The 23,881-nt window shown below is 42.2% G+C and carries 23 protein-coding genes and 1 riboswitch; of the genes, 8 read left to right on the top strand and 15 right to left on the bottom strand.

Going from position 1 to position 23,881, the window contains the following annotated elements:
- Nucleotides 1–14: 14 nt before the first annotated feature.
- On the bottom strand, nucleotides 15–851 hold the full coding sequence (locus G586_RS0112735) for a sugar phosphate isomerase/epimerase family protein (RefSeq protein WP_026528064.1): 837 nt from the start codon (nucleotides 849–851) through the stop codon (nucleotides 15–17).
- A gap of 424 nt (nucleotides 852–1,275) precedes the next feature.
- On the opposite strand from G586_RS0112735, the gene G586_RS0112730 reads away from it, so the two are divergent.
- From G586_RS0112730 to G586_RS0112710, 5 genes are all read left to right on the top strand, one after another.
- Complete coding sequence (locus tag G586_RS0112730; protein ID WP_026528063.1) at nucleotides 1,276–1,992, top strand: gamma-glutamyl-gamma-aminobutyrate hydrolase family protein; 717 nt, start codon at nucleotides 1,276–1,278, stop codon at nucleotides 1,990–1,992.
- Nucleotides 1,993–1,994: 2 nt separating this feature from the next.
- Entirely contained in the window at nucleotides 1,995–2,801 is an 807-nt protein-coding gene (locus tag G586_RS0112725; RefSeq protein WP_026528062.1) for a transporter substrate-binding domain-containing protein, read from the top strand.
- A 106-nt stretch (nucleotides 2,802–2,907) separates the two neighbouring features.
- Nucleotides 2,908–3,579, top strand: a complete 672-nt coding sequence (locus tag G586_RS0112720) for an amino acid ABC transporter permease (RefSeq protein ID WP_026528061.1) — start codon at nucleotides 2,908–2,910, stop codon at nucleotides 3,577–3,579.
- Nucleotides 3,569–4,309: an amino acid ABC transporter ATP-binding protein gene (locus G586_RS0112715; protein WP_026528060.1), complete on the top strand. Its 741-nt coding sequence runs from the start codon at nucleotides 3,569–3,571 to the stop codon at nucleotides 4,307–4,309. Before G586_RS0112720 ends, G586_RS0112715 begins: the two co-directional genes overlap by 11 nt.
- A 40-nt stretch (nucleotides 4,310–4,349) precedes the next feature.
- Nucleotides 4,350–4,940 carry an AAA family ATPase gene (locus G586_RS0112710; RefSeq protein WP_026528059.1) on the top strand — a complete coding sequence of 197 codons (591 nt, stop codon included), beginning with the start codon at nucleotides 4,350–4,352 and terminating at the stop codon, nucleotides 4,938–4,940.
- A gap of 61 nt (nucleotides 4,941–5,001) precedes the next feature.
- Here the strand turns inward: G586_RS0112710 and G586_RS0112705 are convergent, their stop codons facing one another.
- Both G586_RS0112705 and G586_RS0112700 read right to left on the bottom strand, forming a co-directional pair.
- Nucleotides 5,002–5,604: an HD domain-containing protein gene (locus tag G586_RS0112705; RefSeq protein WP_330363276.1), complete on the bottom strand. Its 603-nt coding sequence runs from the start codon at nucleotides 5,602–5,604 to the stop codon at nucleotides 5,002–5,004.
- Nucleotides 5,605–5,679: 75 nt separating this feature from the next.
- Nucleotides 5,680–7,104: an RNA-guided endonuclease InsQ/TnpB family protein gene (locus tag G586_RS0112700; RefSeq protein WP_035773254.1), complete on the bottom strand. Its 1,425-nt coding sequence runs from the start codon at nucleotides 7,102–7,104 to the stop codon at nucleotides 5,680–5,682.
- A gap of 76 nt (nucleotides 7,105–7,180) precedes the next feature.
- Here G586_RS0112700 and tnpA point away from each other — a divergent pair, with 76 nt between their 5' ends.
- Both tnpA and G586_RS0112690 read left to right on the top strand, forming a co-directional pair.
- Nucleotides 7,181–7,639, top strand: coding sequence for an IS200/IS605 family transposase (tnpA, locus tag G586_RS22995; protein ID WP_051204783.1), 459 nt, complete (start codon nucleotides 7,181–7,183; stop codon nucleotides 7,637–7,639).
- A gap of 591 nt (nucleotides 7,640–8,230) precedes the next feature.
- Nucleotides 8,231–8,965: a glycoside hydrolase family 25 protein gene (locus G586_RS0112690; protein ID WP_051204782.1), complete on the top strand. Its 735-nt coding sequence runs from the start codon at nucleotides 8,231–8,233 to the stop codon at nucleotides 8,963–8,965.
- Nucleotides 8,966–9,034: 69 nt separating this feature from the next.
- On the opposite strand, the gene G586_RS0112685 is transcribed toward G586_RS0112690, so the two are convergent.
- The 4 genes from G586_RS0112685 to G586_RS0112665 all read right to left on the bottom strand — a co-directional run bounded on the left by G586_RS0112685 (nucleotide 9,035) and on the right by G586_RS0112665 (nucleotide 12,497).
- Complete coding sequence (locus G586_RS0112685; protein ID WP_026528055.1) at nucleotides 9,035–10,213, bottom strand: phosphoribosylaminoimidazolecarboxamide formyltransferase; 1,179 nt, start codon at nucleotides 10,211–10,213, stop codon at nucleotides 9,035–9,037.
- 18 nt (nucleotides 10,214–10,231) lie between these two features.
- A complete protein-coding gene (locus G586_RS0112680; protein ID WP_330363275.1) occupies nucleotides 10,232–10,939 on the bottom strand; it encodes an IMP cyclohydrolase in 708 nt (235 codons plus the stop codon).
- Between the two features lie 175 nt (nucleotides 10,940–11,114).
- Nucleotides 11,115–11,198: riboswitch (ZMP/ZTP riboswitch) on the bottom strand.
- Between the two features lie 247 nt (nucleotides 11,199–11,445).
- The gene (locus G586_RS27235; protein WP_255346259.1) at nucleotides 11,446–11,580 is read right to left on the bottom strand and encodes a hypothetical protein; all 135 of its coding nucleotides are present in this window, start codon (nucleotides 11,578–11,580) and stop codon (nucleotides 11,446–11,448) included.
- Nucleotides 11,581–11,666: 86 nt separating this feature from the next.
- On the bottom strand, nucleotides 11,667–12,497 hold the full coding sequence (locus tag G586_RS0112665; protein ID WP_155834154.1) for a TraX family protein: 831 nt from the start codon (nucleotides 12,495–12,497) through the stop codon (nucleotides 11,667–11,669).
- 350 nt (nucleotides 12,498–12,847) lie between these two features.
- Here G586_RS0112665 and G586_RS25045 point away from each other — a divergent pair, with 350 nt between their 5' ends.
- Nucleotides 12,848–14,320, top strand: a complete 1,473-nt coding sequence (locus G586_RS25045) for a TlpA disulfide reductase family protein (RefSeq protein WP_026528050.1) — start codon at nucleotides 12,848–12,850, stop codon at nucleotides 14,318–14,320.
- Nucleotides 14,321–14,450: 130 nt separating this feature from the next.
- On the opposite strand, the gene G586_RS0112655 is transcribed toward G586_RS25045, so the two are convergent.
- The 8 genes from G586_RS0112655 to G586_RS25040 form a co-directional block, all read right to left on the bottom strand.
- Nucleotides 14,451–14,867 (bottom strand): helix-turn-helix domain-containing protein, encoded by a 417-nt coding sequence (locus G586_RS0112655; RefSeq protein WP_026528049.1) that lies wholly within the window; start codon nucleotides 14,865–14,867, stop codon nucleotides 14,451–14,453.
- A complete protein-coding gene (locus tag G586_RS22985) occupies nucleotides 14,857–15,966 on the bottom strand; it encodes an acyltransferase family protein (RefSeq protein WP_051204781.1) in 1,110 nt (369 codons plus the stop codon). Before G586_RS22985 ends, G586_RS0112655 begins: the two co-directional genes overlap by 11 nt.
- Before the next feature lie 160 nt (nucleotides 15,967–16,126).
- Entirely contained in the window at nucleotides 16,127–16,678 is a 552-nt protein-coding gene (locus G586_RS0112645; protein WP_155834152.1) for a hypothetical protein, read from the bottom strand.
- A 134-nt stretch (nucleotides 16,679–16,812) separates the two neighbouring features.
- Entirely contained in the window at nucleotides 16,813–17,526 is a 714-nt protein-coding gene (locus G586_RS0112640; protein WP_026528047.1) for an ABC transporter permease, read from the bottom strand.
- Entirely contained in the window at nucleotides 17,523–18,269 is a 747-nt protein-coding gene (locus G586_RS0112635) for an ABC transporter permease (protein WP_242832018.1), read from the bottom strand. Before G586_RS0112635 ends, G586_RS0112640 begins: the two co-directional genes overlap by 4 nt.
- Nucleotides 18,266–19,150 (bottom strand): ABC transporter ATP-binding protein, encoded by an 885-nt coding sequence (locus G586_RS0112630; protein ID WP_026528045.1) that lies wholly within the window; start codon nucleotides 19,148–19,150, stop codon nucleotides 18,266–18,268. The genes G586_RS0112635 and G586_RS0112630 overlap by 4 nt, the downstream gene beginning before the upstream one ends.
- A gap of 107 nt (nucleotides 19,151–19,257) precedes the next feature.
- Nucleotides 19,258–19,848 carry a TetR/AcrR family transcriptional regulator gene (locus G586_RS0112625; protein ID WP_026528044.1) on the bottom strand — a complete coding sequence of 197 codons (591 nt, stop codon included), beginning with the start codon at nucleotides 19,846–19,848 and terminating at the stop codon, nucleotides 19,258–19,260.
- Nucleotides 19,849–20,029: 181 nt separating this feature from the next.
- Complete coding sequence (locus G586_RS25040) at nucleotides 20,030–23,422, bottom strand: YDG domain-containing protein (RefSeq protein WP_051204780.1); 3,393 nt, start codon at nucleotides 23,420–23,422, stop codon at nucleotides 20,030–20,032.
- Nucleotides 23,423–23,881 lie beyond the last annotated feature (459 nt).

Raw genomic sequence — 23,881 nt, 5'->3', positions numbered from 1 at the left:
TTTGTTTTCTCTTTTTACCAGCCGAAAATCTTAAGATACTCACGGCTTCTTCTTGCGCACTCAAGTACATCTGCTTCATAGTGCTCATCCTGTTCAACAATCACCCACTTTGCATTTGCCTCAAGTGATGCCTCAAGAACGGGCTCCCAGATCATCTGTCCAAAGCCAACGGGACGGAATCCAAAATATCCTGTATCTCCCTCTGACTCCTCAGTTTCGATACCGATGAGCTTGTACATGTTCTTAACTTCACCCTTCTTGATGTAGTCCTTAAGATGTACTATCGGAATTCTGTCTGTATACTTCTTAACGAATTCCGGTGCCTGGCCTGTTGCAACATCACACCAGCAGGTATCAAGCTCACACATGAGATTGTCATGATCAATTGCCTCAAACATTGCATCGTAGCCATATCTTCCATCAGGAAGCTTTACGAACTCAAAGTCATGATTGTGATAAAGGAATGTCATTCCCGCATCATGGATTTTCTTTCCTACTTCATTTAAAAGAGGAAGGAACTTTTCAAATCCTTCTGGATTTACAGGTCTGTATTCCTCAGCCATATAAGGCATTACAAGGTACTTAACACCGATAAGCTTGTAATCCTCGATAACCTTATCAAGATCATTCATCATCTCATCGAATGCAACGTGTGCACTGACAGGTGTAAGTCCAACCTCTTTAAGAGTGTCTCTTACGAAAGCAGGCTCAAGGCCGTACAGGCCGGCAAGCTCTACACCGTCATAACCGAATTCTTTGATTTTTGTCATTACGTTTTTGAAGTTTTCAGGTGTATTCTCAAGTAAATCCCTAAGACCATATACCTGAATAGCTACAGGAAGTTTGCTCATTTTTAATATCCTCTCTTTTCTTAAATCTATTCCCCACCATGTCCTTCACATGCGGTAATATCCAGCTATTTCGCGCTTTTTTGTCCGGCGCGTTTGCATTTCTTATGGTCTTATATTATCTTTTGGAGCCACCCTTTTCTTTGTTCTGTTTTCAAAAAGAAGGCACAAATATTGCAAGAAAAAAATCCAATCACTTTGGCTTGCAACAAATGTGCCATATCTGTTTCATTTTTAAGAGTCCTGTATACAGATGTATTGAAATGGTGATGGCTATTGCAAAATTTAAAATTATTCGTATAATTTCTATAAAGGCAAAGGCGTCTACTTCGTAAGCAGGCGCCTTTTGCTTTATGATGGTTGCCGAATCGCGAAGTTCATCGCATTTTCAGCCTGCAAACATCATAGTTTTGGGAGGGGATATCATTTGAGACCAGTTATCGGTTTAATACCACTTTTTGATGATGAAAAAGACAGCTACTGGATGCTTCCAGGATACATGAAGGTTCTGGAAAAATGCGCCGCTCTGCCCATTATGCTTCCGCTGACCACTGACGAAGCGGAGCTTTCTGAGGCATACTCTCTCTGCGACGGAATCCTTTTTACCGGAGGACACGATGTCTCACCTTCTGTTTACGGAGAGGATAAAAAGAGCACCTGCGGAGCTACCTGCGAAGCAAGAGATAAAATGGAAGGCTATCTTTTGGAAAAATGTATAGCGGATAACAAACCTCTTCTTGGTATATGCCGCGGAATCCAGTTTATCAATGCCTACCTTGGAGGAACCCTTTATCAGGATCTGCCATCCGAATACGCTTCCGTCATCGAGCATCATATGAGTCCGCCCTATGACAGAGCTGCTCATAAAGTTGAGATTCTTGAAGGTACTCAGCTTTCAGACATTCTCGGTGCAGGGATTCATGAAGTAAACAGTTATCATCATCAGGCAGTAAAGGAACTCTCGCCAAAGGCAGAGAGGCTCGCCGTCTCTGAGGACGGACTAATCGAGGCAATCGCTGTGAAAAATCACAGATTTGCAATAGGGGTGCAATGGCATCCTGAGTTTTCCTACGAAAATAATGAGGAAAGCGTGAAGTTAGTAAAAGCATTCGTTCAAGAATGTCAAAAAGGAAGGAGCAAATAGTTATGAAAAAGAAAATGTTGGCAATGGTAATGAGCGCAATGATGGTCTTAGCTGCAGGCTGCGGCGGAAGCGGCGCAGCAGACTCAGCAGCACCTGCAGATAACGCTGCGGCTACATCAGATGCATCCGGCAAGGTTTGGAAAATCGCTACTGACACAGCTTTCAAGCCCTTTGAGTACACAGATGACAATGGCAACTTCGTTGGAATTGATATGGATATCCTTGACGCCATCGCTAAGGATCAGGGCTTCCAGTATGAGATGCAGGTTCTTGGTTGGGACGCTTCTATCGCAGCATGTCAGGCAGGTCAGGCTGATGGTATGATCGCAGGCGCTTCAATCACTGATGAGAGAAAAGAGTCCGGCTGGATTTTCTCAGATGGTTACTATGATGCAAACCAGAGCATGGCTGTAGAGGCATCCTCTTCTATCGCAGGCTTTGATGATCTTAGCGGTCAGTCAGTTGCTGTTAAGACAGGTTCCATGAGCGCTACATATGCTGAGAGCCTTGCTGATCAGTACGGCTTCACTGTTACATATTTCGAGGATTCACCGACCATGTACCAGGCAGTTGTTGGCGGACAGGTTGCAGCAGTATTTGATGATACACCGATCATGGCTGCAAACATCAAGGATACAGGCATCTCCATGAAGCTTGTAGACGGCACAGGCAATGATCCCGCAGCTTACGGCTTTGCTATTTTCAATGCTGATAATCAGGAGCTTGTAGATATGTTCAACAAGGGTCTTGCAAACATCAAGTCAAACGGCAAGTATGATGAAATTCTTAAGAAGTATCTTGGTGAATAAAACAGTTAGGTTTGTTTCTGTATTATCTTTAGAAAATCAGTTTTCATAAAATTCAAACAATATCGGGCAGGGCTTCCTGCCCGGTATATCATGAGGAACCTTTTATATGATTAAAATTATTTCTGTATATGGAGGAATGCTTCTCGTTGCGCTTGGCAGAACGCTTCTGCTTGCACTTCTTGGACTGTTCTTCGCATGTATCATCGGTATGATATTCGGTATCATGGGCGTTCTTAAGAACCGCGCATGTAACATCATTTCACAAATATTCGTAGACGTCATCAGAGGCGTACCCATGATAGTTTTGGCATTCTTTGTTTACTTCGGTGTGCCTTATTTCTTTAATACTATCATCGGTGGTTTTTCAATCAGTTTAACCGCGCTGCAGGCAGGTACCATATGTCTTGCACTTAACTGCGGTGCATATATGGCAGAGATTGTCCGCGCCGGAATCCAGTCAGTTGATAAAGGTCAGATGGAAGCTGCAAGATCCCTGGGTCTTACCTACGGAATGGCCATGAGAAAGGTCGTTCTCCCTCAGGCTATCAAAACAATGATTCCCACCTTCATCAACCAGTTCATTATCACACTTAAGGACACATCCATTTTGTCCGTTATCGGATTCCCGGAGCTTGTTAATACAGCAAAAAATGTACAGGCGAACACCTTCATGTCCTTCCAGACATGGGCTATCGTCGGAATTATGTATCTAATCGTTATCACTATCCTTTCACGTAGTGCAAAGATGGTTGAAAGGAGGCTCAACGTTGGCAGATAAAGAAATTAAGATCAAAGTATCAAACTTAAAGAAATCCTTTGGTGACCTTCAGGTCCTCAAAGATATCTCAACAGAAGTAACAAAGGGCGAAGTTGTATGTGTTATCGGTCCCTCCGGATCCGGTAAATCCACCTTCCTTCGCTGCCTGAACAAGCTTGAGACAGTAACAGGCGGAAGCGTAATCATTGATGGTACTGACATCACAGATAAAAAGGTCAACATCAATCATGTCCGCGAAAACATCGGGATGGTTTTCCAGCATTTCAACCTTTTCAACAATCTGAACATTCTGGACAACCTCACTCTCGCACCTGTTCAGCTCAAAAAGTGCTCTAAATCAGAGGCTGTTTCAAGAGCTAATGGCATGCTGAAAAAGGTAGGCCTTGAGGATAAGGCAGAAAGCTATCCCAGCCAGCTTTCAGGTGGTCAGAAGCAGCGTGTAGCCATCGCAAGAGCTCTCTGCATGCAGCCCGATATCATGCTCTTCGATGAGCCCACATCCGCTCTCGATCCCGAGATGGTAGGCGAAGTTTTACAGGTAATGAAGGATCTTGCAGCTGACGGAATGACAATGGTTATCGTCACCCATGAGATGGGCTTTGCAAGAGAAGTTGCTGACAGAGTTATTTTCATGGATGGCGGCTACATCGTCGAGGAAGGAACACCGCAGGAAGTCCTTCTCAATCCTAAAGAAGAAAGAACCATAGATTTCCTTAACAAGGTTCTGTAATTTCTTTTATATTTAATCACTTCGAACTAATGGAGGAATTATGAGAAACATAATAACCATCAGCCGACAGTTCGGTGCCGGCGGAAGCACAATTGGTCAGGCTGTAGCTGAAAGACTTGGATTTTATTATTGCGATAAGGACATGATATTAAAAGCAGCGCTCGAAAGCGGAACTCTCACTCCTGAAGAGATTCGCCACTATGATGAACGCGTTCCGTTTCAATTCGGATTTGGCCAGAGCCTTTTTGATTTCTACAACAAGCCTCTTGATGAGCGACTTTTCAACGCCCAGAAGGAGGCCATAAAAAAAGTTGCCGAAAAGGGCAACTGCGTAATCGTAGGAAGAAATGCCAATATAATCCTCAAGGAATTTGACAAGACTCTTCATGTATTCATCTCAGGGTCCGAAAAAGCAAGACTAAAGCGCATGTGTGAAAAAATGCCTGACACTCCCGAGGAAAAGGTTCTTGAACATCTTCGTGAAGTAGACAGGACCAGGAAAAAGTACTGCAAATACTACACCAGTACATTGTTTGGTCATGCCCCGTACTATGACCTTTGCTTAAAGAGTTCAAGCCTTGGTTTTGATAAGTGTATTGATCTTATCTGTGAGGCAGCTAAAGCTGAATGATATGACTGATTTTGGTCCTGGGGGACGAGGTTAGCGGCCCCTAGGGCCATTATTTTACCCGTTAACCCCCGTCCCTCTGACCATCTCCTGTTTCTTCATAGTATTCTTCTAAAAATCCCTGCATATACTCATGTCTCTTTTGGGCTATAGTCTTAGCAACATCAGTATTTAGTTCATCCTTCAAAAGGAGAAGCTTATCGTAAAAATGCTTAATTGAATCTGACAGCGGCCTTCCGACTTTCCCACCATAAGCAAATGTTCTGGCAATCCCTATTGCGCCAATTGCATCAAGTCTGTCCGCATCCTGAACAATCTTTCCCTCTAAGTTTTCAGGTCTTTTTCCTCTGTTATGGCTAAATGACACAGAATTAATTATTTCGCATATCTGTTCTATCGTTTCTGACGAGATATCCTTCTGTTCCATAAATGACCTGGCATTCATGTTGTTTTCCGTATTGAAAAGCTTGTGGTCATCTGCATCGTGTAATAATGCAGCAAGCAAGACTACAAAGCTATCCGCATCAGGATATTCCGCTATGATCATCTGTGCATTATAGTAAACACGCATTGTATGATCTGCTCCATGCCCATCGGAGTTTCCTGCAAAAAGTTCCTTAACATAGTCTATGGCATCATCTATAATCATATCTTTTTCTATCATCATGATTCATCTCCTTAACTGCCTTTTATATTAGCTCATGAACTACCCTCACCGACTCTGCGTCGGAAAGGGTTTCTGTTATGCCGCTGTGCGGCATGAACCTTCAGTCTGCCTATGGCATCCTGAAGAACATGGCATGCCCACTATGCCTCTATCCCATTGTGTTACCTTTGGGAATACTTTTCTCAAGATATTTGCAGCCCCGTTTATGTCTGCATTTGTGAGTGTTCCATCGTAGTGCCTGTAGAGTCCTCTTTTTATCCTTCTTCCTGAAAAAGAGTATTCTTTATTCTTCCCTTTTTCATACATGGGGATAGGATCCATGGCAAGAAAATCCGCCTTCGATGTATAGCTCTCCTCGGTCAGGGCAAATCTTATACCGTATTCAGCAAGCTTATAGCGGAGCATATCTGCAAATATCAGCATTGGTATCTGCACAAAATTCTGGTTACTGATATGTCCCATATCTGCTTCCTGTTTCTGGAATACATTATGTCCCATCACCACAACATCGACATGGTTATCCCTTGCATAGTCAGCAAGCTGTCTACTCATCTTGTGGAACTGGTCCTTTATCCTCCTGTTCCTCTTTTCAGTAAGGATGCTCATTTTTCTGGTACGGTATCTCTTATTGCATCTCATGGCACATGAAGCGAGTCTTCCCATTTCCTTGTTGTAAAACTGGTTGATAGCCTTGATGGTTCCGCCCTTTATGACAAAGGGGCTCTCGCCAAAGTTGTTTACTACGGCAGCTATGTTATCTATTCCGGGATCTATTGCCATTACACGGATGCCTGAAATATCCGCCATATCTGCAAGATCCTTCAGTATTTCCTTATCATCAGCAGGAGCCATGCCCCTTGTTTCCACATCCATAACGACATCTATCACAAAGTCCTTCCCATGTGGCTTTATGCGCACTTCCTTAAGCTTTCCGGAAGGGAAGTCCTCACCAAGTCTTAGCATATCATTCGTTCCGGGGAATCTGATAAGAGACTCTTCCTTTATCCTGCATATCTGGTTTGTGAGTATGGCTGTCTTGTACTTCCCATCACCGACATACCTGGGCATGCGGGGACGTCCTGTAAAAGCAGACGGAGTCTTTGCATATGCCTTCACTGCCTCAAAAAATGACTTGTAATCCCTGAGCAGGAGCTTCAGTATCTGCTGGTTTGCCTGTGATGGAAGCCCATAGTATGCCTTATCTTTTGTGGCCTTTAAAAGATAGTCAAGGGCATTGTAAGAAAGCCAGGAACCTTTTACCTGATATTTTGTACCATCAAGGATGTCCTTAACAAGACTGAATACCTGCATCTGATTGGGATACAGGGGTCTGTAGGATGCCATGGCTTCCACGGCTGAAGAATACTGACGGATTATGAAATTAGCCCTGTTGTACAGAATGGCGCAGGCTCTGCAGATATCGCTACAGTAACCATATAGTCTGTTGTTCTTACTGATTCTGAACTGCCTTGTTCTGTACACGGTTGTAATTCCCTTCACCAAGCCTTATACTCTGTATTATAGCATATTTATAGTAAATATTCAAACATTTGTTTGCATTAGATTTGGAGGTTTCATGGACAATTACAAGAGGAACAGGCACTCAGTCTACCTGCTTACATACCATGTTATTTTTGTTACAAAATACAGGAAAAAGGTCATCACAGACGAGATGGGTGATTTCATGAAAAACCACGCCGCATATCTCTGTGGAAGGATGGACTGTGACCTGCTCTCAGCTGAAACAGACAGGGATCACATGCACCTTCTTATCTCAATGACTCCTGATGTGGCACCGGTAAAGCTGATCAACACATTAAAAACCGGACTTTCGCGAGAGGTTCATTTAAGATACAAAGAGCATATCGAAAAGTACCTCTGGGGTGATTCACCATTCTGGAGCGCCAGTTATTTCTGCGCTACTACCGGTTCCGTATCCATGGAAACCGTCAAAAAATACATAGAAGAACAGCGCACTGATGACCATCGAAGAAAATATGAGAAATCTGGAAAATATGTTAAAGCAAAGCGTTGAAGACGGGCGATTCATCCCCGACCGACATCGTCGGAAGAGGTTTTCTCGCTAATTATTCATAATAATTGCTGGAGCATGTCTTGTATGTAGTATTTGCTGGGATTGGCAACAAATTGGTACTAATATGCTGATTTGTTGCCTTTTTTCATGTCTGTAAAGACACAAACAGTCCTCTTAGCAACAAATCATTTTAATAGTGGAAATTTGTTGCATGTTCACCTGTTAAATAAGTGCCTGAAAATTTCATCGGCAACAAATATGTAGAAATCAAATTTCTTGTTGCACCAAAAACAAAACAAGGCAACAAAAGCATCCGATAAGTATTATTTTATTGCTACTGGTGATATTTGATGATGTTTGAGAAATTCAAACGACAACAAAATAAAAAGTTGATATTTCTTTTGTTGCCATATGCGTTTTTCTTATATATTGACATGATTAGAATTGACAACAACTATGTTAAATAACACTAATTTGTTGCCAAATCAAAAATTTAGCTTGTTTTATAATGAGGAAATTTTATAATATGACTAATTTGAACAGTCGAAACTTGTAGGGAATATCACCTTTTGTCAGTTTGAGAATAACGATATGAAATATACTGAATCAGCGAAAAGAATAAAGACGCGACTAATCGTAATAGTGTTCATTGCTCTTTTGACACTTATCATAGCTATACTTTTTTTGACACAGAAAATAGCAACTTACATAGGATCTAAGTACGCTATACAGGGCGTAGATGTTTCTCATTTCCAAGGAGATATAGATTGGAATGAGTTAGAAAGACAGGGGATATCTTTTGCTTATATAAAAGCAACAGAAGGAAGTAGTTATGTGGATTCCTGTCTTAATCAAAACTATCAAGGTATACAGAATACCGGGCTTGAATATGGTTTTTACCATTTCCTGAGTTTGGAAAGTTCGCCTGAGACACAGCTTGAGAACTTTAAAGCCGCTACAGGTGAGTATCATATGGATTTAATTCCCGCAATTGATATCGAATGGTATGGTGACAAGAGACAGAATCCACCAGAAAAAGAAGTAGTTTTGAGCACCCTTTTTCAAATGGTCTCGCTCTTTGAACAGGAATACGACCAGAAACCTATTGTGTACACTACTCAGAGCTATTACTTTAAGTATTTCTATGGCGAAAAAATTGATTTTCCGATTTGGATTAGAAACGTCTATTTCAGTCCTTTCCAAGAGTGGGCAATTTGGCAGTACACAGACCGATCCGTTCTAGATGGATACTCTGGTGATGAAATATATATTGACCGCGATGTTATAAAGGGTTCAGAATATAAAAACATTCGAATAAATGAATGATATGACTCTCCAAAAAAGCGCAAATAGGGGCTGTCGCACTAATTTAGTGCGCAGCCCCATAACTTTTAATTAGTGATGGAAAAATCTCATTCCTGTGAATGCCATAACCATGTTGTGGTCATTTGCAGCACTAATTACGTTGTCGTCTCTTACTGAGCCGCCGGGCTGTGCAACATACTTTACGCCGCTCTTTGCAGCTCTCTCGATGTTGTCGCCGAAGGGGAAGAATGCATCTGAACCAAGGGCAACGTCTGTGTTCTTATCAAGCCATGCTCTCTTGTCAGCCTCTGTAAATACTTCGGGCTTTGTTTTGAAGAGATTCTGCCATTTTCCATCTGCAAGAACATCCATATAATCAGCGCCGATGTAGAGATCGATTGTGTTATCTCTGTCTGCACGGCGGATGTTATCAAGGAAAGGAAGCTCGAGAACCTGAGGTGCCTGACGAAGGAACCAGTTGTCAGCCTTAGAGCCTGCAAGTCTTGTGCAGTGAATTCTTGACTGCTGTCCTGCACCGATACCGATTGCCTGACCACCCTTTACATAGCAAACTGAGTTTGACTGTGTGTACTTAAGAGTGATGAGCGAAATAAGAAGGTCCTTCTTAGCTGCGTCGGGAAGATCCTTGTTGTCTGTAACGATATTCTCAAGCATTTTGTCATCGATAACGATGTCGTTGTGACCCTGCTCGAAGGTGATTCCGAATACCTGCTTCTTCTCAAGAGCAGCGGGCTTGTAGGAAGGATCGATCTTGATTACAGCGTAGTTGCCGTTCTTCTTAGCCTTTAAGATTTCAAGAGCCTCAGGAGTGTAGTCGGGAGCGATGATTCCGTCTGAAACCTCTCTCTTTATAAGTCTTGCAGTATCCTCATCGCAAGTATCAGAAAGTGAAATGAAATCACCAAAGGATGACATTCTGTCAGCGCCTCTTGCTCTTGCATAAGCAGATGCCATAGGTGAAAGCTCACCAAGATCCTCTACCCAGTAGATCTTCTTCTCGATGTCTGTAAGCGGAAGTCCGATAGCTGCACCTGCAGGTGATACGTGCTTGAAGGATGTTGCTGCGGGCATTCCTGTTGCTGCCTTCAGCTCTGATACAAGCTGCCAGCCATTGAATGCATCAAGCAGATTGATGTATCCGGGCTTACCATTTAAAACTTCTATAGGAAGGTCGCTTCCATCCTCCATGAAAACTCTTGAAGGCTTCTGATTGGGGTTGCAACCATACTTAAGTGCTAATTCTTTCATTATGTACTCTCCTTTAATTTACTGGTTCTTGTTTACGATGCGTGTTTCATACTTGCCTGTGGCAATATCGATGTAGCGTGTGAAAAGTGAAACCTTGTTGTCTTCGTTGAGGTTGTTCCAAACCATGTTTGTGAACTCATCGATGTCGCCTGAAATCTCAACTTCTGTAGGCTCGCCTTCGTAGCTGGGAAGCGGATTGCCATCACCCATGTAGGTGTGTATGAAATATCCCTTGCCTGCAGCGGGCTTCTCATATGTATAGGTAAATCTAAGGCATGAAGAAGGATCGTTATGATCACTCTTAAGGATTGACATAGAAATGTCATATTTTCCATCATCAATGTGCATAAGGCCTGAAATACGAGGTGTGTAGTTGGGAGCATCGGGCTCAAACTCTCTTGTTCTAAGTGATTCCTCGAAGGACTGGCCTGCCTCCATGAGATCATAGATGGTGTCTGTCTGATCACCGTTTGTCACGATTGTGTACTCACCGCGCACGCGAACAGGTGCGTAGATGATAAGACTGGGATCCTCAAGCTTTGCGGGATCAAAAGCTTCTGTGCGAATACCCTCACCCTCTGTAACAAATACTCTGTTTCTGCTGTTCTCACTTCTTCCCATGATGAAGTAAGCAGTAACTGCATACTTTCCGTCAGCACTTGTGCCGATCACGATTCCGCGTCCCGGGTACGCATTTGAGCTAAGCTCCTGTGCAAGATTAACCATGTTTTCTCCTTCCATGTATATGTGCTATTGCAGACACAAACTCGAAAATGCTTCGCATTTCCTCATTCGTGTAGCTCGCCATATAGGAGAAATTATCAATTTGTGCAAGCACATTGATAATTTCTCCTGCATGGCTCTGCAATAGCACGAAAAAAACCGCCTGGGCATGCCACAAAACGGCTGCCCAGGCGGTCGACAATTCTTTATTAATCACGCTCCCCTGTGGTTACCCACAAATCCGCCAGTTGCGTGACACCAATACTGTAAACCAAATCCCGGTCAATTGCAATATTTTGTTTTTCGTAAATTTCAAAAACTTCCCTGCCCTCTATGTGACGCCGGATTTGGAAAAACAAGCGAACATAACAGAGCTTCCTAAAATACGTTTATGGTTAATTCAAGGAAAAACCCGCGAATGATATTATTTCTATTAAGAAGCTATTAAAAATGGCTTAAAAATGCGGTTTATGGATTCTACTCCGTATGATTTTGGTGTTAAAATAACGTTAGATAACTATACCCAATTTTGGAAGGAATATGCTGATGATCACCATTCCTGTAATGGCTTCAATAGCCTTAATGTCCATAATCTTTGACGCAATAATAATAATATCCGAGTTGCTGTTTTTCCTTATTCTCATAAGGTTTTTATTCTTCAACGGAGAGTTCAAGCAGTACAGCCTCTTTGCCAAGATAATTGAGATCATCTTTCTTATCATGGTGCTTCTTATCCTTGTGGCAATATTCCTGTCAATAGGACGGTTCGACTAAAATATATCAGCGCTAAATGCACGGGATAAAATGCGTAGAACACATACTTGAATTTCCTGTTTATTTTTCCCGGTTTGCCGTTATAAAGCATTATCAGTAAAAATGCCGGAAGACTCCACTCTTCTGTTCCCAGGTTCATAAAAAATATGTACCCAAGAAAACATGCTAACAGCCGGTTGTTTCTAAAGACGAAGAAGATTGCAATAAGAACCACTCCCCACCATCTGTAATCGCTATTAATATATTGAGCCAAAAGTGCTCCGGCTGCGGCCGGAATAAAATACAAAAGTGCAAGGAAAGGATTTCTTTCATCCGATCCGTCAATAAAGTACAATGGCCCTCCAAACGAATCCTCCACAAGCTTCATGGTCCATATAACAAGCAGCCCTGTCAGAAGGGTGACGTACACATTGCGGCAATGCAGTAGTATGCTCTTATTTGCTGCATATACTGTGAAAATATCCCTTGTAAACGGTTCATATTTAATCTTTAACGCCAGGTCAAAAAACGGCTCTGAAATGATTCCAAAGATTGCCAGATTCCTGATATATTTCGGGATACTCCTTGTGTGAATAAGACCCTCCGTAAGCAAAAAACAATATATAGGAAAAGCCTGCCTTCCGATATGCCTTATCCATTCATAAACCTCTGCACTGGCTTTAAAGGTTCCGCCAAAGGGATAGACTCCCGCCCTTATGACAAACAACAGAATTCCGGCTCCGACATGGTCTATTAACATTGTCACCAAAGCAACCATTTTTAATGTGCTGCCATCCACCCTCGGCATACGAGATATGAGATTATTGATTGTCTTACTTATGCTGTCCACCTAAAAATCCTTTTTCATATTTTTTTGTTTATACTCAGAAAAACGGGCTTATCACTCATACTCCCCATTCCTCCATTACTGATACTAAGATTATAAAAAATTGTCCCCTCACAATTATTATTTCGTAATGCATGTTGCTTCCTATTTTACCACAAAAACATATCCCCATAAATTGTACTTAATACCGTCTGATTTACACTTTCCCGTAATAAATCATAAAAGTTTTATAGTTTGCTCATCTGAGTTTTATTATTATTTTTTATAATGTAATGAGTATCTATAAAAATCATGAGAGGAGAGAATAGTCAATGAAAAAACGAGTAATCAGATTCTTATGTGCGCAGACTGTAATATTAAGCCTGCTTGTGGGGGTTTGTGGCTGTGGAACAGCTGCTCCTAAGGCAGATGAGACTACAGAAATTGAAACAACAGAAGTAGCAAAGTCTGACACAGTCCAGGCTAAAGCTACTGCCAATACTGCTCCGGGCGCTTCCAAAAAATCCGAAATTGATCTGGAAACTGCATCTACCTTTGAATGTGAGGAAGAGGGTGTAACTCTATATCTTCCTGCTGAGTATGAAACTGCAAAAGGCGATATTTCCGTAAGCGGGATGGACCTGACAAACGGTGACGGATTATACATGGTTTATGGAACCTATGTTGGAATAGCCAAAGACGAGCTTGACGAGCTGCTGTCAAAAGACGAGCCAACACAGGAAGAGATTGACCACTACTATGCATCTAATTTAACTCTTTTCGCTATAATTGGTATCGATAAAAACAGAAGCGCTTCAGACGTTGTTTCCCTGGTCACTGAACTGACTGAACAGTTAGGCGATGATGATTCAATGAAGATAAGCGAGAAGGATCTTGTAGAAGTCGCTACCTATGACGATTGCACTTATTATGAAGTAATTAATATCAACTCCTCCAATTATTCCAAACTTGAGCCTGAATTCCAAAAAGAATACGATATGCTCCAGTCTTTTAATGACTCTATTGCTGAATGTGCAGAGTACTACGAAGCTCTCGGCGTATTCCCCGGAATTATCGGATCAAAGATATCATTTAAAACCAAAGATATCGATGGCAATCCCATTACCAGTGATGAGCTGTTTTCACAGCACGATATCACAATGGTCAATGTATGGGCAACCTGGTGCGGCTGGTGTGTAAACGAGCTTCCTGAGCTTGAGGAAATCAATAACCGACTTGAGAAGAAGAACTGTGCAATAGTCGGTCTTTTAGGTGATGGAACAGATGCTGAAACTATAGAAGAAGGTATCTCACTTCTTACGGATGCAGGCTGTACCTATCAGTGTATTCTTCCTTTCGATGGATGGACTGATATGTTTGATATGAGCTCCGGCTGGCCTACTTCATTCCTTGTTGATTCTACAGGAACAATCGTGGCGTATCCCATTGTTGGAGCACAGGTTGACAACTACGAAAACGCAATAGAAAAAGCTCTTCAGGGAAATGCCGATGCTTCCTACAACGACTTGGGTTCATATTCAACAGAAAACACTGAGAATTTCTACAGAATCTATGTTGTAGATGAAGAATCCAACCCTGTTCCGGATGCAATGATTCAGTTCTGCTCAGGAGACACCTGCAACATGAGTCAGACTGATAAAAGCGGTATTGCAACCTTCGAAAAGCCTGAGGACGTTTATGAAGTTCATGTATTAAAGGCTCCTAAGGGTTACAAGCCCGATGATACAGTTTACATCACTCCCGATACCTACAGCGATATCACTATCGTTCTGGAAAAAGAATAAATAACCTTATAAATTTGCAGACCGCCCGGTTTTGTGCCGCGCGGTCTGTTTTTGCGTTTTCATATGGAAGGTGGGAAGGACTGGAGAATGCAAAAATCCTTTTTCATACGTATTTATAAATCTTAAATCATTATACCTGACGAGCACTATTAAGCAAATCAAGCAGCCCCTTTTCCTTGATAAGCGCAAGCCCGCTGCCTTCATCCCCAAGAACGATAAGGTTGTCACCCGCCTTTATGTCGAAAACATTTCTGGCCTTTGCAGGGATGACAATCTGTCCTTTGTCTCCAACCTTCACCATCCCGAATATGTGCTTTCCCTTAGGCGCCACGGCTAGTCCCAGGTTCTCTTCCTTTTTATAGTTTATAAGATCATCGACTGATACTCCGAAAACATCTGCGAGCATGGCGCATTTTTCTATGTCCGGAAGTGACTCGCCGGTTTCATATTTGGAGATGGTCTGGCGGGTAACACCCAGCTTCTCCGCCAGCTCCTCCTGTGATAAATTATTTATTTTTCTAAGCTCAATAAGGTTATCAGCAAACATTTTTGTCCCTCTCACTACTTCCAACAGGCACTTTTTTCCTGCTAATTCCAAGTACAAACCACCTAAGTACAGGCACCCTGCTTATAATCTCATAAAGCAGATATGCTCCTGCAAAGGCTCCGAAGGTTGTCAAAAGATAGACTAAAACAGGTGCCATTCCCGGCAGGTATTTTCTTGTATAATACGCAATCATCGCTATCGGCAGATAGTGGAACATGTAAAGCCCCCAGGATTTTTTTCCCATCCATGCGGTAAAGTCATTACTGAAATTCCCCCACTTTTTCATAAAAGCAAGAACCGCCAAAGTCGCAGCCCATGCGTAGAGATTGCAGAGAAATGTATCAAGAACCACATGATCAGGATAGTGCTGTCCCCAGAATACAACTGTGAAAATCACTGCAAGCACCATGCTTATGACGGTGAGCGGAAGCCACAGCTTTTCAAGGCGATCCATGACCTCATCGTGTGAAAAAATGAAGTAACCTGCAAAAAATGCTACCCCATAAATTCCGAAACGATATACAACTACTATCGGAGTATTGAGGATATTGGCAGCGCCCCACATAACAGGCATAAGTGCAAGGAAAACGATCACATTCGATTTTCCGGCAAGGTTATATAGTCTGTCCTTCTCGATTTTCCTGACAAGAACAAGAATCACAGAATAGAGCCACAAGAGCTGAATATACCACATAACAGCTGTTCCGCTAAGCGCCATAATAAGGAAAACAACAGGTCCCGGAACATCGCCCATAGTATCAAAAGCATGTCCGATCTGCATGTTGTAATAGCCAAGAATCCAGTAAAAAACAGGAAGTCCAAGTGTTGACGGAACCAGGTATTTCACCGTTCTTGTAGCTATGAACTCCTTAGCTGTGTGTTTCGTGAGCGCAAATCTCGCACTCATTCCTGACACAACAAAGAGCAGAACCATGAACCAGGGATACACGATGTACTGAAAAATATCCTGATACTGAACCTCGCTGAAAGGACCGATAGTTCCTGACGTTACTATAGCGTTGTACATATATATCACATGGTACAAAACTACGATAACTACGGTAATCCATTTGATATTGTCTAAGTATGTTTTCCTCATAATCATACCACCTTTGCAACTATTTTTAACATGATAATAGTTCCGCAAGGTGGCATAGTCTACCAACTGTCATTAACATTTCAAAACAATATTTGTTAATAATTGTTGCAGGATCAGCATCTTAACAGAAATGATTATCCTGCAACTGTTTTGGAAAATCTTAGGCAGGACGATTCTTGTCCGTATCGACTCTCTTATCCATAATAATGCCCATGATAGCACCTATAAGGACGCTGGCAATGGTGCCTATCCACAGATTCGAAATAAGAATTCCCACCATAAAGCCTGCGCACATTCCAAGGATTATATAGAGTCCTGTCCAGCCGCTCTTCTGCTTTTTGATGGAATAATAATCCACCCCATCCTTAGTCTCACGGCGCACAAACCCAGCCTTTTCAAGACCTTTAACCTTGTAGTCATCCTCATGTCTGCAGCTTGTGGACACCTCATTAACATTACGAAAACGGAAAACCGCTCTTGAAACAGAAAACAGAATCTCTTCGTTATATCCCGATTTTTCATAAGGCGCATCAAGATCTAAAGATATCGCAACCTCTCCGTGGAAAATTGTATCCTCGAAGCCGATTTTACCGACACTGTTCTGATCCCCATTTTTAAAACGGATTTCCCATGGATCTCCCCAAACCATTTCTTCCTTTTGCGGTTTTATAAAAAAATGCTTAGTCTCAATAGGAAAAAACTTGTCGCTCATACCCCATTCCTCCATAATAATGCTCATATACTAAAATCGTCCCCTCACGATTATGTTCCTTTAGTATATCGCATCTTATTTTACCACAGAAACAGGGTGTTTTTGCACTTTTGCATAGTCTTATATTTCGGATTTTATCTAATCTTCGTCTCGAATCTCTTCCACAATATGTACATCCAAACAGCTGAAACGATAATTGCCGGAATGACGAACATTGGACTATTTTCAGTTATCATCATTCCTGTCCAAAAGGATGGCATAAATGACAGCAGATATCCGTATGGCCTTGGGATAAAATACGGAGCTATCGCACCGAGCATGATCAGCGATGACATCTTGGTGAGGGCCATTCCTTCAAGCTTATTCGTCGATAAAGAAACCACAAGCAACGTAATGACTATTCCCTGCAAAGTACCTGTAAGTGAGAGGAAAAGGATGTCCACAGCTGACAACTTTGAAAGCCCGAATATAGGAAGAAGTATCAGCGTCACTAAAAAAGCAATAATGCCGGGAATCATCAGGCGTGATACAAAGTACCCGCCTCTTCCGAGCTCGGTTATAAAGAGGTATCTGTCTATGTGGTCATCATGCTCCTCCAGCATTACCATAGCAGCAACAAAGCAGAACATCACCGGAGTAATGGCCGTATAGAGAATATCGAACAGTCCAAAATATGGAACCATAACATTTTGTAATCCCGTAAAAAGTGTCAGCTGCCGATCAATAAAAGGAATGCCAAGGTGCATGGCGATGCCGATCAAAAACGGCGAAAGTCCCGCTGCCAGAAGCATCATATCCTTCCTGACAAACCTAAGCATATGAATGAAGCTAAAGCGAATCGCTCTCATATCTTAACTCCTCCCTGCTCCTGCCACATTTTGAAAACGCAGCGGCAGGCGATAACGAACAATACCACTATCAAAACTATGGTCAAAAATATTCCCACTACTGAAATGCCCATACCTCCAATAAGCTCCATGCATGCATTCGCGGGATATATCCTAAAAATTGAAGGTGTAACCCCCAGAAGGTGCATGATTGCCGGAATAAAGCCAAACATCTCAACCGGCACGGTAAACAAAATGAACTGATTAAGACTGATGATCTTGGTGGCTACTATAACTCCGAAAAGTGTAAACATAACGCTTGCCAAAAGTGTTCCGGAAAGGGCTGGCACAAGCAATCCGCATCCGGAGGCCTTTGATAAGATACCTGCTACTATGAGTGCAATGGCGCTCAGTGACAGCACCTTAGAGCAGACATACTCAAACGCTTTGACAGGTGAAACTGCAAAATAGGATGTCACCCGCTGGCTTTTTTCAAGAAGGACAATTGCACCCATAAAGAACAGTCCCATTGCTGCAGGGTCCGAGAAGATCAGTATTGCCGCTGTTTTTCCCTTCCAGGCTTCAGGTAGTGCCGTAAGAACAAGCACATAAAAAATGGTGAGAAAGGTATACAGCAGATAAAAGCCATATCTCATCTGGAATCTCATATCCCATATGAGAAGCTTCATGAATCTTCCGAAAAAAATGTTTTTAGTTTTGTAAGTCGTGCTTACCCTATCCGATGCAAGACCTAAACTACTCATACAAGTGTCCTCCCGGTTATCTCTATGAAAATATCATTTAATGTGGGCTCACTGCTGTGTATAGACTGCAGCCTGTTTTCAGCGATAAGGTTCTTAAGTCTTTTGTCCTGTGATAGCTCTAATAAATCGCAGCTTGCGCTATGCTCAATCATCTCATCATCAAGCCAGGTGTAGGTCACCTTCGCCGCGCCCTTTGACATTATCAGGTTGTGCGGGGTGTCCAACGCATAAATCTGTCCGCCCACGATAAAAGCCACGCGGTCACATAGCTCCGCAGCGTCCTGCATGTTGTGAGTTGTAAGGAGTATTGTTTTGCCTTTACGCTTTTCCTCAAGAATCATGTCCTTCATCAGACGGCTGTTTGCAGGATCAAGGCCGCTTGTGGGTTCATCAAGAAACAATAGCTTTGGTTCATGTACTAGTGCCTTTATAAAATTCAGGCGGCTTTTCATTCCCTTCGAGTAGTCTGAAACACGCTTTTCTGCGTCATTCTCAAGACCAACCGCTGCAAAGAGTTCATCAAGGTCTCTCTTTTTCTTTCCGCCTTGTGCCCCATCAGTTTTGCCGGAGGTATCATAAAGCGATGAGAAAAATTCAAGGTTCTCCTTCGCTGTCAGCTTTTCATACATCGTGGAATACTCGAAATCCACGCCTATATCCTGATAAAACTCCGCGTCGTGTTTACTGCACTCTACGCCTCCAACTACTGCTGAACCCTGATACCCGGGAAGCATCCCAAGAAGAATTTTCTGCAGTGTGCTCTTTCCCGCTCCCGAAGGACCAAGGAAACCAAATATCTCTCCCTCTTCAACCTCGAAATTCATATCCTGAATAAAGGGCTTTTTAGTATAGCTAAAGGTCAGGTTTTTAACTTGTATCATACTCTTCTCCTTTTATCTATTTGACCACATTTGTTTTGTTAGTCAAAATAATTGTTGTTTAAAGTCCGGCTCGCGGCCGGACTGAATTGCCATCACATTCAGCTTCTTCAAAGCATCTGCTCCACAATGCCGTATATCATCATGCGTAGCGCCTCATCGTAATGCTCCTCACCGATATCTACCTTATGCAGAGTTGCAAAATATATTGCATGGAATGCTGCGCTTATAACCTTCACATCCACCTTCTTTTTAAGCGGAAACATGGAAAGCATTGTCTCAATCGTATCCGTATCATCCTGAAGATGTGCTGCAACAACCTCCCTCGGAAGCTTCCTCACAAGAAGCTCAACCTCATCCGTATCAAGAAGCTTCAATATCGGCATCTCATCCGTCTTTTTGAAAAATTCAAAAATCAGATCAGTAAGCGTATCCGCCGAAAGCGCCTTCATGGATATTTTGGAAAGCGCACTTGCCAGTTCATTATTGATCGCCTCATGCTGGTCCTGTATAACCTCAAACAGAAGCAATTCCTTCGATTTATAGAAAAGGTAAAATGTTCCCTTCGGAATACCTACGCGCTTAACAAGCTCATCAACCGTAGTGCGCCTTACGCCATACTGGGCAAGACATTTTGCGGCCTCTTCCTTCAGGCGCTTAATAATATATTCCCTTTCCTGATCTGAATAACTCTTAGGCAAATCTTTCCACATCCTTTTTGACTAAATTTGAATTTATAGTCAGTATAATGCCCCTTTTCTGCTTTGTCAACAATAATAAATGGTCCTGGGGACGGGGTTAGTAGTTTATTTTCAAAAATTTAGGGACGAGGTTTTCGGTCCATTTTATTTTGGTCCTATAACCCCGTCCCCAAGTGGGCCATTATTTAGTTATCTTCTGTGTCTTTTCTTTTACTCCCTTAGCCTTAAGGAGCTTCTGATAATCCTTAAGCACCTTCTTGGGTACCTTGACTTTAGCCTTGGAGTGAATTCCCTTGAAGGCACTTGCGCCTACACTCTTCTTTGTAAGTGCGGTTGTCTTAATATTTATGTTCTTTAAGTTCTTGCATTTATAGAAGGCTTTGCTTCCGATTTTTACAATATTCTTGCCTATTGTAATCTTCTTAAGCTTCTTATTGCCCTTAAATGCATTTGCTGCTATTTCAGTTACCTTATATTCCTGATTGTCTATTGTGACAGTTGCAGGGATGCTGGCTGTTGTAGCATCGGGAAGTATGTACTCCTGGTAAATAACCGTCCTTGCGCCTTCTGTAATGGATGTTATTTTGTATTCAGCTGCTGTGTGTCCATCCTTGACAACTTCGTTAACCTGGCGCTCTACAGGTGCAGGATTCTGTACTGTAGGAGCCTTGGTCTCACCCTGAGCAGGAGTCTGTGGTGTATCTGCGGGAGCAGAAGGATCTGTGGTAGGATTCTGCGGCGTATCAGGGTTAGTAGGCGTATCCGGATTCGTAGGTGTATCAGGTTCTGCCGGCGTGTCGGGATTTGTTGGTGTATCAGGATCTGCCGGCGTGTCAGGGTCTGTTGGTGTATCCGGGTCTGTAGGTGTGTCGGGATCTGTCGGTGTATCCGGATCTGTTGGTGTATCCGGGTCTGTAGGTGTGTCGGGATCTGTCGGTGTATCCGGATCTGTTGGTGTATCAGGGTCAGTCGGTGTGTCGGGATCTTCGCCGGGTTCATGTGCCTTATCCTTCCAGATAGCCTTAATAGTTATATCAGATGTAATCTGGATTTTTGACCCCACTACTCCTTTATCCCATTTATCAAATTCCTTACCTTCAGGAGCTGTAAACTCACAAAGCGGAAGTGTAAACATTGAATTTTCTACCACTTCAGCCCCTTCCATGATTCCGCTGCCGCCATTTGCATCAAAAGCTATAGCATACCTTACTTCAACCACCTCTGGCAGGTCTGCTATTTTCACAGTAAGACATACAGGATCCAAATCTATATGACTGCTGTCTCCCTTTACCATATACCAGACATAATAGGTTCCTGCTTCTGATGCAGAAGGTAGTTCCTCTGTAAAATCAGCTGCTCCCGGGGCTGTAATATCGTCAGCACCAATTGCATATTTTAGTACTCCGCCATTTACAAGACCTTCTTTAATAAGCTTCTGGGCTTCACCTGTATATATTAGGTTATCCTTTGCTGCAGGTGCCTTCACCATGCTTGGTGCAGAAGCCATATCCTTCCAGATAGCCTTAATAGTTGTGTCAGAAGTAATCTGGATTTTTGATCCCGCTTCTCCTTTATCCCATTTATCAAATTCCTTACCTTCAGGAGCTGTAAACTCACAAAGAGGAAGTGTAAACGATGAATTTTCAGTTACTTCAGTACCTTCCATGGTTCCGCTGCCGCCATTTGCATCAAAAGCTATAACATACTTGATTTCCGCTGAAGGGTCTGTAATTTTCACGGTAAGACATACGGGATCCAAATCAGTACGATTACTGTCTCCCTTTACCATATACCAAACATAATAGGTTCCGGCTGCCGACGCAGAAGGAACCTCCTCTGCAAAATCGCCTGCCACAGGGGCTGTAGTATCATCATCACCAATTGCATATTTAAATACTCCACCATTTACAAGACCTTTTTCTACAAGTGTCTGGGATTCACCTGTATATAACAGGTTTGCCTTTGCTTTAGGTGCATGCACTAATTTAGGTGCAGCTTTCCTGATAGAAGCCGTCGTGCTTGTCTGGTTTCCGCTATCTGCAACCTTATAATTATTTGCGCTGGTTCCTCCGAGAGTTATCTCTGATATATATACTGTTATATCTGAAGCTACATTTTCATCCTCAAAGGTTCCTGTAGCAGATGCTGACAGGCTATCACCCTCACATATGCCTGTAAAAACCGCCTCTGAACAATCAAGCTCAGCATCCACTGTACCATCATAATCCTTGTCTTTGCCATTTAGACCGGTGACAGTCACAGTTTTAGGATGCACAACGAATGTTTTCGTGAGAGTTGTATCCGGTCCATTAAGATCAACTGTATATTCTCCGGCATCAACAACAGTATAGACAACAATTCCATCCTTCTTAAGAGAAGTAATAGTGTAGTCTACATCCTTTGCTAATTTATAATCCTTACTCTTTACTACAACATTTTCAATCTGGTCTTTTCCATTATAAGTCAGATCTTCTATGTTAATGCTATCAGCTGAAAAATCCACACCAAGAGCTGCTTTTTTATCAGGAGTCAGAAACATCTGAATTCCCTTATAATCACTTTCAAAATTCAAGAGATCATCAGAATCAAGTTCCCCGGACTTATAACCATCATCTGCTTCAGCAAATACACCGGTTTTATCGTGCAATGTCACACCAATATTACTGTTGGCCTCTGCCTCTACTATTACTTTTGCGCGATAAAGATATAAATTTTCAGCATATTCTTTGGTGCTGTTTACGTTATCATTGATACTAAAATCATCTTTTAAAATCACATTTTTACTTGTGTATACTCCATCACCATATCCTTTAGCAGAGTTCTTCGTAATCTTGCCATTGCTCATGATAAAAGTACCGTTATTATCTACACCTCCGCCTGAACCTTCCGCAATATTATCGGTAATGCTTCCGCCATTCATTTCAAAGGTTCCGGAATTATATACGCCTCCACCTACACCTTTAGCAGTATTACCTGTAATACTGCCTCCATTCATGTTAAAGATTCCATTATTATATACACCTCCACCTGCATTTGCAGAAGTATTGCCGGTAATTCTGCCTCCGTTCATTGTAAAAGTTCCTGCTCGGTGAACATATACTCCGCCACCATCATAGTAAGTATAAGTACTTTCGTCACCGGGATCAAAAATACCTATACCGGTTTCATTACCTGTTATGTTCCCGCCATTCATAGTGAAGGTTCCTACAACATAAATGCCTCCTCCTTCTTCATACTTTGCATATCCTCCTTTGATACTTCCACCTCCATATGAATCATTTATCGTCAAATTTCCGTCACCATAAATATAGATTACGCCGTATGGACTGTTACTGATGATTGAATTCCCGTTTAAATCAATCGTAAGCGTTTTTTGAAGGTTCAGTTCATATTCTGCATTAATATCACTTGATAGAAAAATATCTCCGCCCTCTTCAAAGGCCTTCTTCAATTCATCTTCTGAACTCACGGCACCTGTATAAGCATAAGCCTTAATAGGTGACCAGATTGCAAACAGTCCGGCTGATAAAGCCAATGCCGCCAGACCCTTCTTTAAAATACCTGTTTTCTTCATATTCCTTTCCCCTTTCATTTTTCGTTGCATACCTTTAAGTTTGATAAACCCCCGCTACGCGCTTTATGCAAACAAAAACGCACCTTAAGAAAACCACTTCCTAAGATGCGAAACTGTACCTACATTAAAACATATAAAATTTTCTATTATGCCATGTCTTCCAACAAAAATTAAACTTTTTCCCAGACTGTTATTCAATTTGCAACCCTCATAAGCATCTGTATCATCTGATTGACAAGCATACTATAACACTATAAGTATACATGTCCTGATGGTTGCATAAATTACCGAATATGCATGATTTTATGCATACTTCGTACTTGACAAAACCAGAGTATGGAGGTGTGGTTTCTTTGGGGCAGGGTTTGTGGTCTATTTTCAACAATCTGGGGACGGGGTCTTCGGTCCATTTTTGTTTTGGCTCTTTGCAAAAATAAAAGCCTTGGAAAAATCCAAGGC

The sequence above is a fragment of the Butyrivibrio sp. VCD2006 genome, from assembly GCF_000423925.1.
GTDB lineage: Bacteria > Bacillota > Clostridia > Lachnospirales > Lachnospiraceae > Butyrivibrio.
The sequence above is the reverse complement of the archived record's forward strand: the minus strand, read 5'-3'. Positions and strand labels throughout refer to the sequence as shown.

Bases quoted from the DNA above. Each gene is read 5' to 3' on its own strand.
- tnpA (WP_051204783.1), top strand. From the start codon at position 7,181: ATGGACAATTACAAGAGGAACAGGCACTCAGTCTACCTGCTTACATAC.
- G586_RS0112690 (WP_051204782.1), top strand. From the start codon at position 8,231: ATGAAATATACTGAATCAGCGAAAAGAATAAAGACGCGACTAATCGTA.
- G586_RS27235 (WP_255346259.1), bottom strand. From the start codon at position 11,580: ATGAGAATAAGGAAAAACAGCAACTCGGATATTATTATTATTGCGTCA.
- G586_RS0112680 (WP_330363275.1), bottom strand. From the start codon at position 10,939: ATGGTTAATCTTGCACAGGAGCTTAGCTCAAATGCGTACCCGGGACGC.
- G586_RS0112685 (WP_026528055.1), bottom strand. From the start codon at position 10,213: ATGAAAGAATTAGCACTTAAGTATGGTTGCAACCCCAATCAGAAGCCT.
- G586_RS0112645 (WP_155834152.1), bottom strand. From the start codon at position 16,678: ATGAGCGACAAGTTTTTTCCTATTGAGACTAAGCATTTTTTTATAAAA.
- G586_RS25040 (WP_051204780.1), bottom strand. From the start codon at position 23,422: ATGAAGAAAACAGGTATTTTAAAGAAGGGTCTGGCGGCATTGGCTTTA.
- G586_RS25045 (WP_026528050.1), top strand. From the start codon at position 12,848: ATGAAAAAACGAGTAATCAGATTCTTATGTGCGCAGACTGTAATATTA.
- G586_RS0112710 (WP_026528059.1), top strand. From the start codon at position 4,350: ATGAGAAACATAATAACCATCAGCCGACAGTTCGGTGCCGGCGGAAGC.
- G586_RS0112630 (WP_026528045.1), bottom strand. From the start codon at position 19,150: ATGATACAAGTTAAAAACCTGACCTTTAGCTATACTAAAAAGCCCTTT.
- G586_RS0112635 (WP_242832018.1), bottom strand. From the start codon at position 18,269: ATGAGTAGTTTAGGTCTTGCATCGGATAGGGTAAGCACGACTTACAAA.
- G586_RS0112640 (WP_026528047.1), bottom strand. From the start codon at position 17,526: ATGAGAGCGATTCGCTTTAGCTTCATTCATATGCTTAGGTTTGTCAGG.
- G586_RS0112705 (WP_330363276.1), bottom strand. From the start codon at position 5,604: ATGATGATAGAAAAAGATATGATTATAGATGATGCCATAGACTATGTT.
- G586_RS0112665 (WP_155834154.1), bottom strand. From the start codon at position 12,497: ATGCCGAGGGTGGATGGCAGCACATTAAAAATGGTTGCTTTGGTGACA.
- G586_RS0112735 (WP_026528064.1), bottom strand. From the start codon at position 851: ATGAGCAAACTTCCTGTAGCTATTCAGGTATATGGTCTTAGGGATTTA.
- G586_RS0112725 (WP_026528062.1), top strand. From the start codon at position 1,995: ATGAAAAAGAAAATGTTGGCAATGGTAATGAGCGCAATGATGGTCTTA.
- G586_RS22985 (WP_051204781.1), bottom strand. From the start codon at position 15,966: ATGAGGAAAACATACTTAGACAATATCAAATGGATTACCGTAGTTATC.
- G586_RS0112655 (WP_026528049.1), bottom strand. From the start codon at position 14,867: ATGTTTGCTGATAACCTTATTGAGCTTAGAAAAATAAATAATTTATCA.
- G586_RS0112720 (WP_026528061.1), top strand. From the start codon at position 2,908: ATGATTAAAATTATTTCTGTATATGGAGGAATGCTTCTCGTTGCGCTT.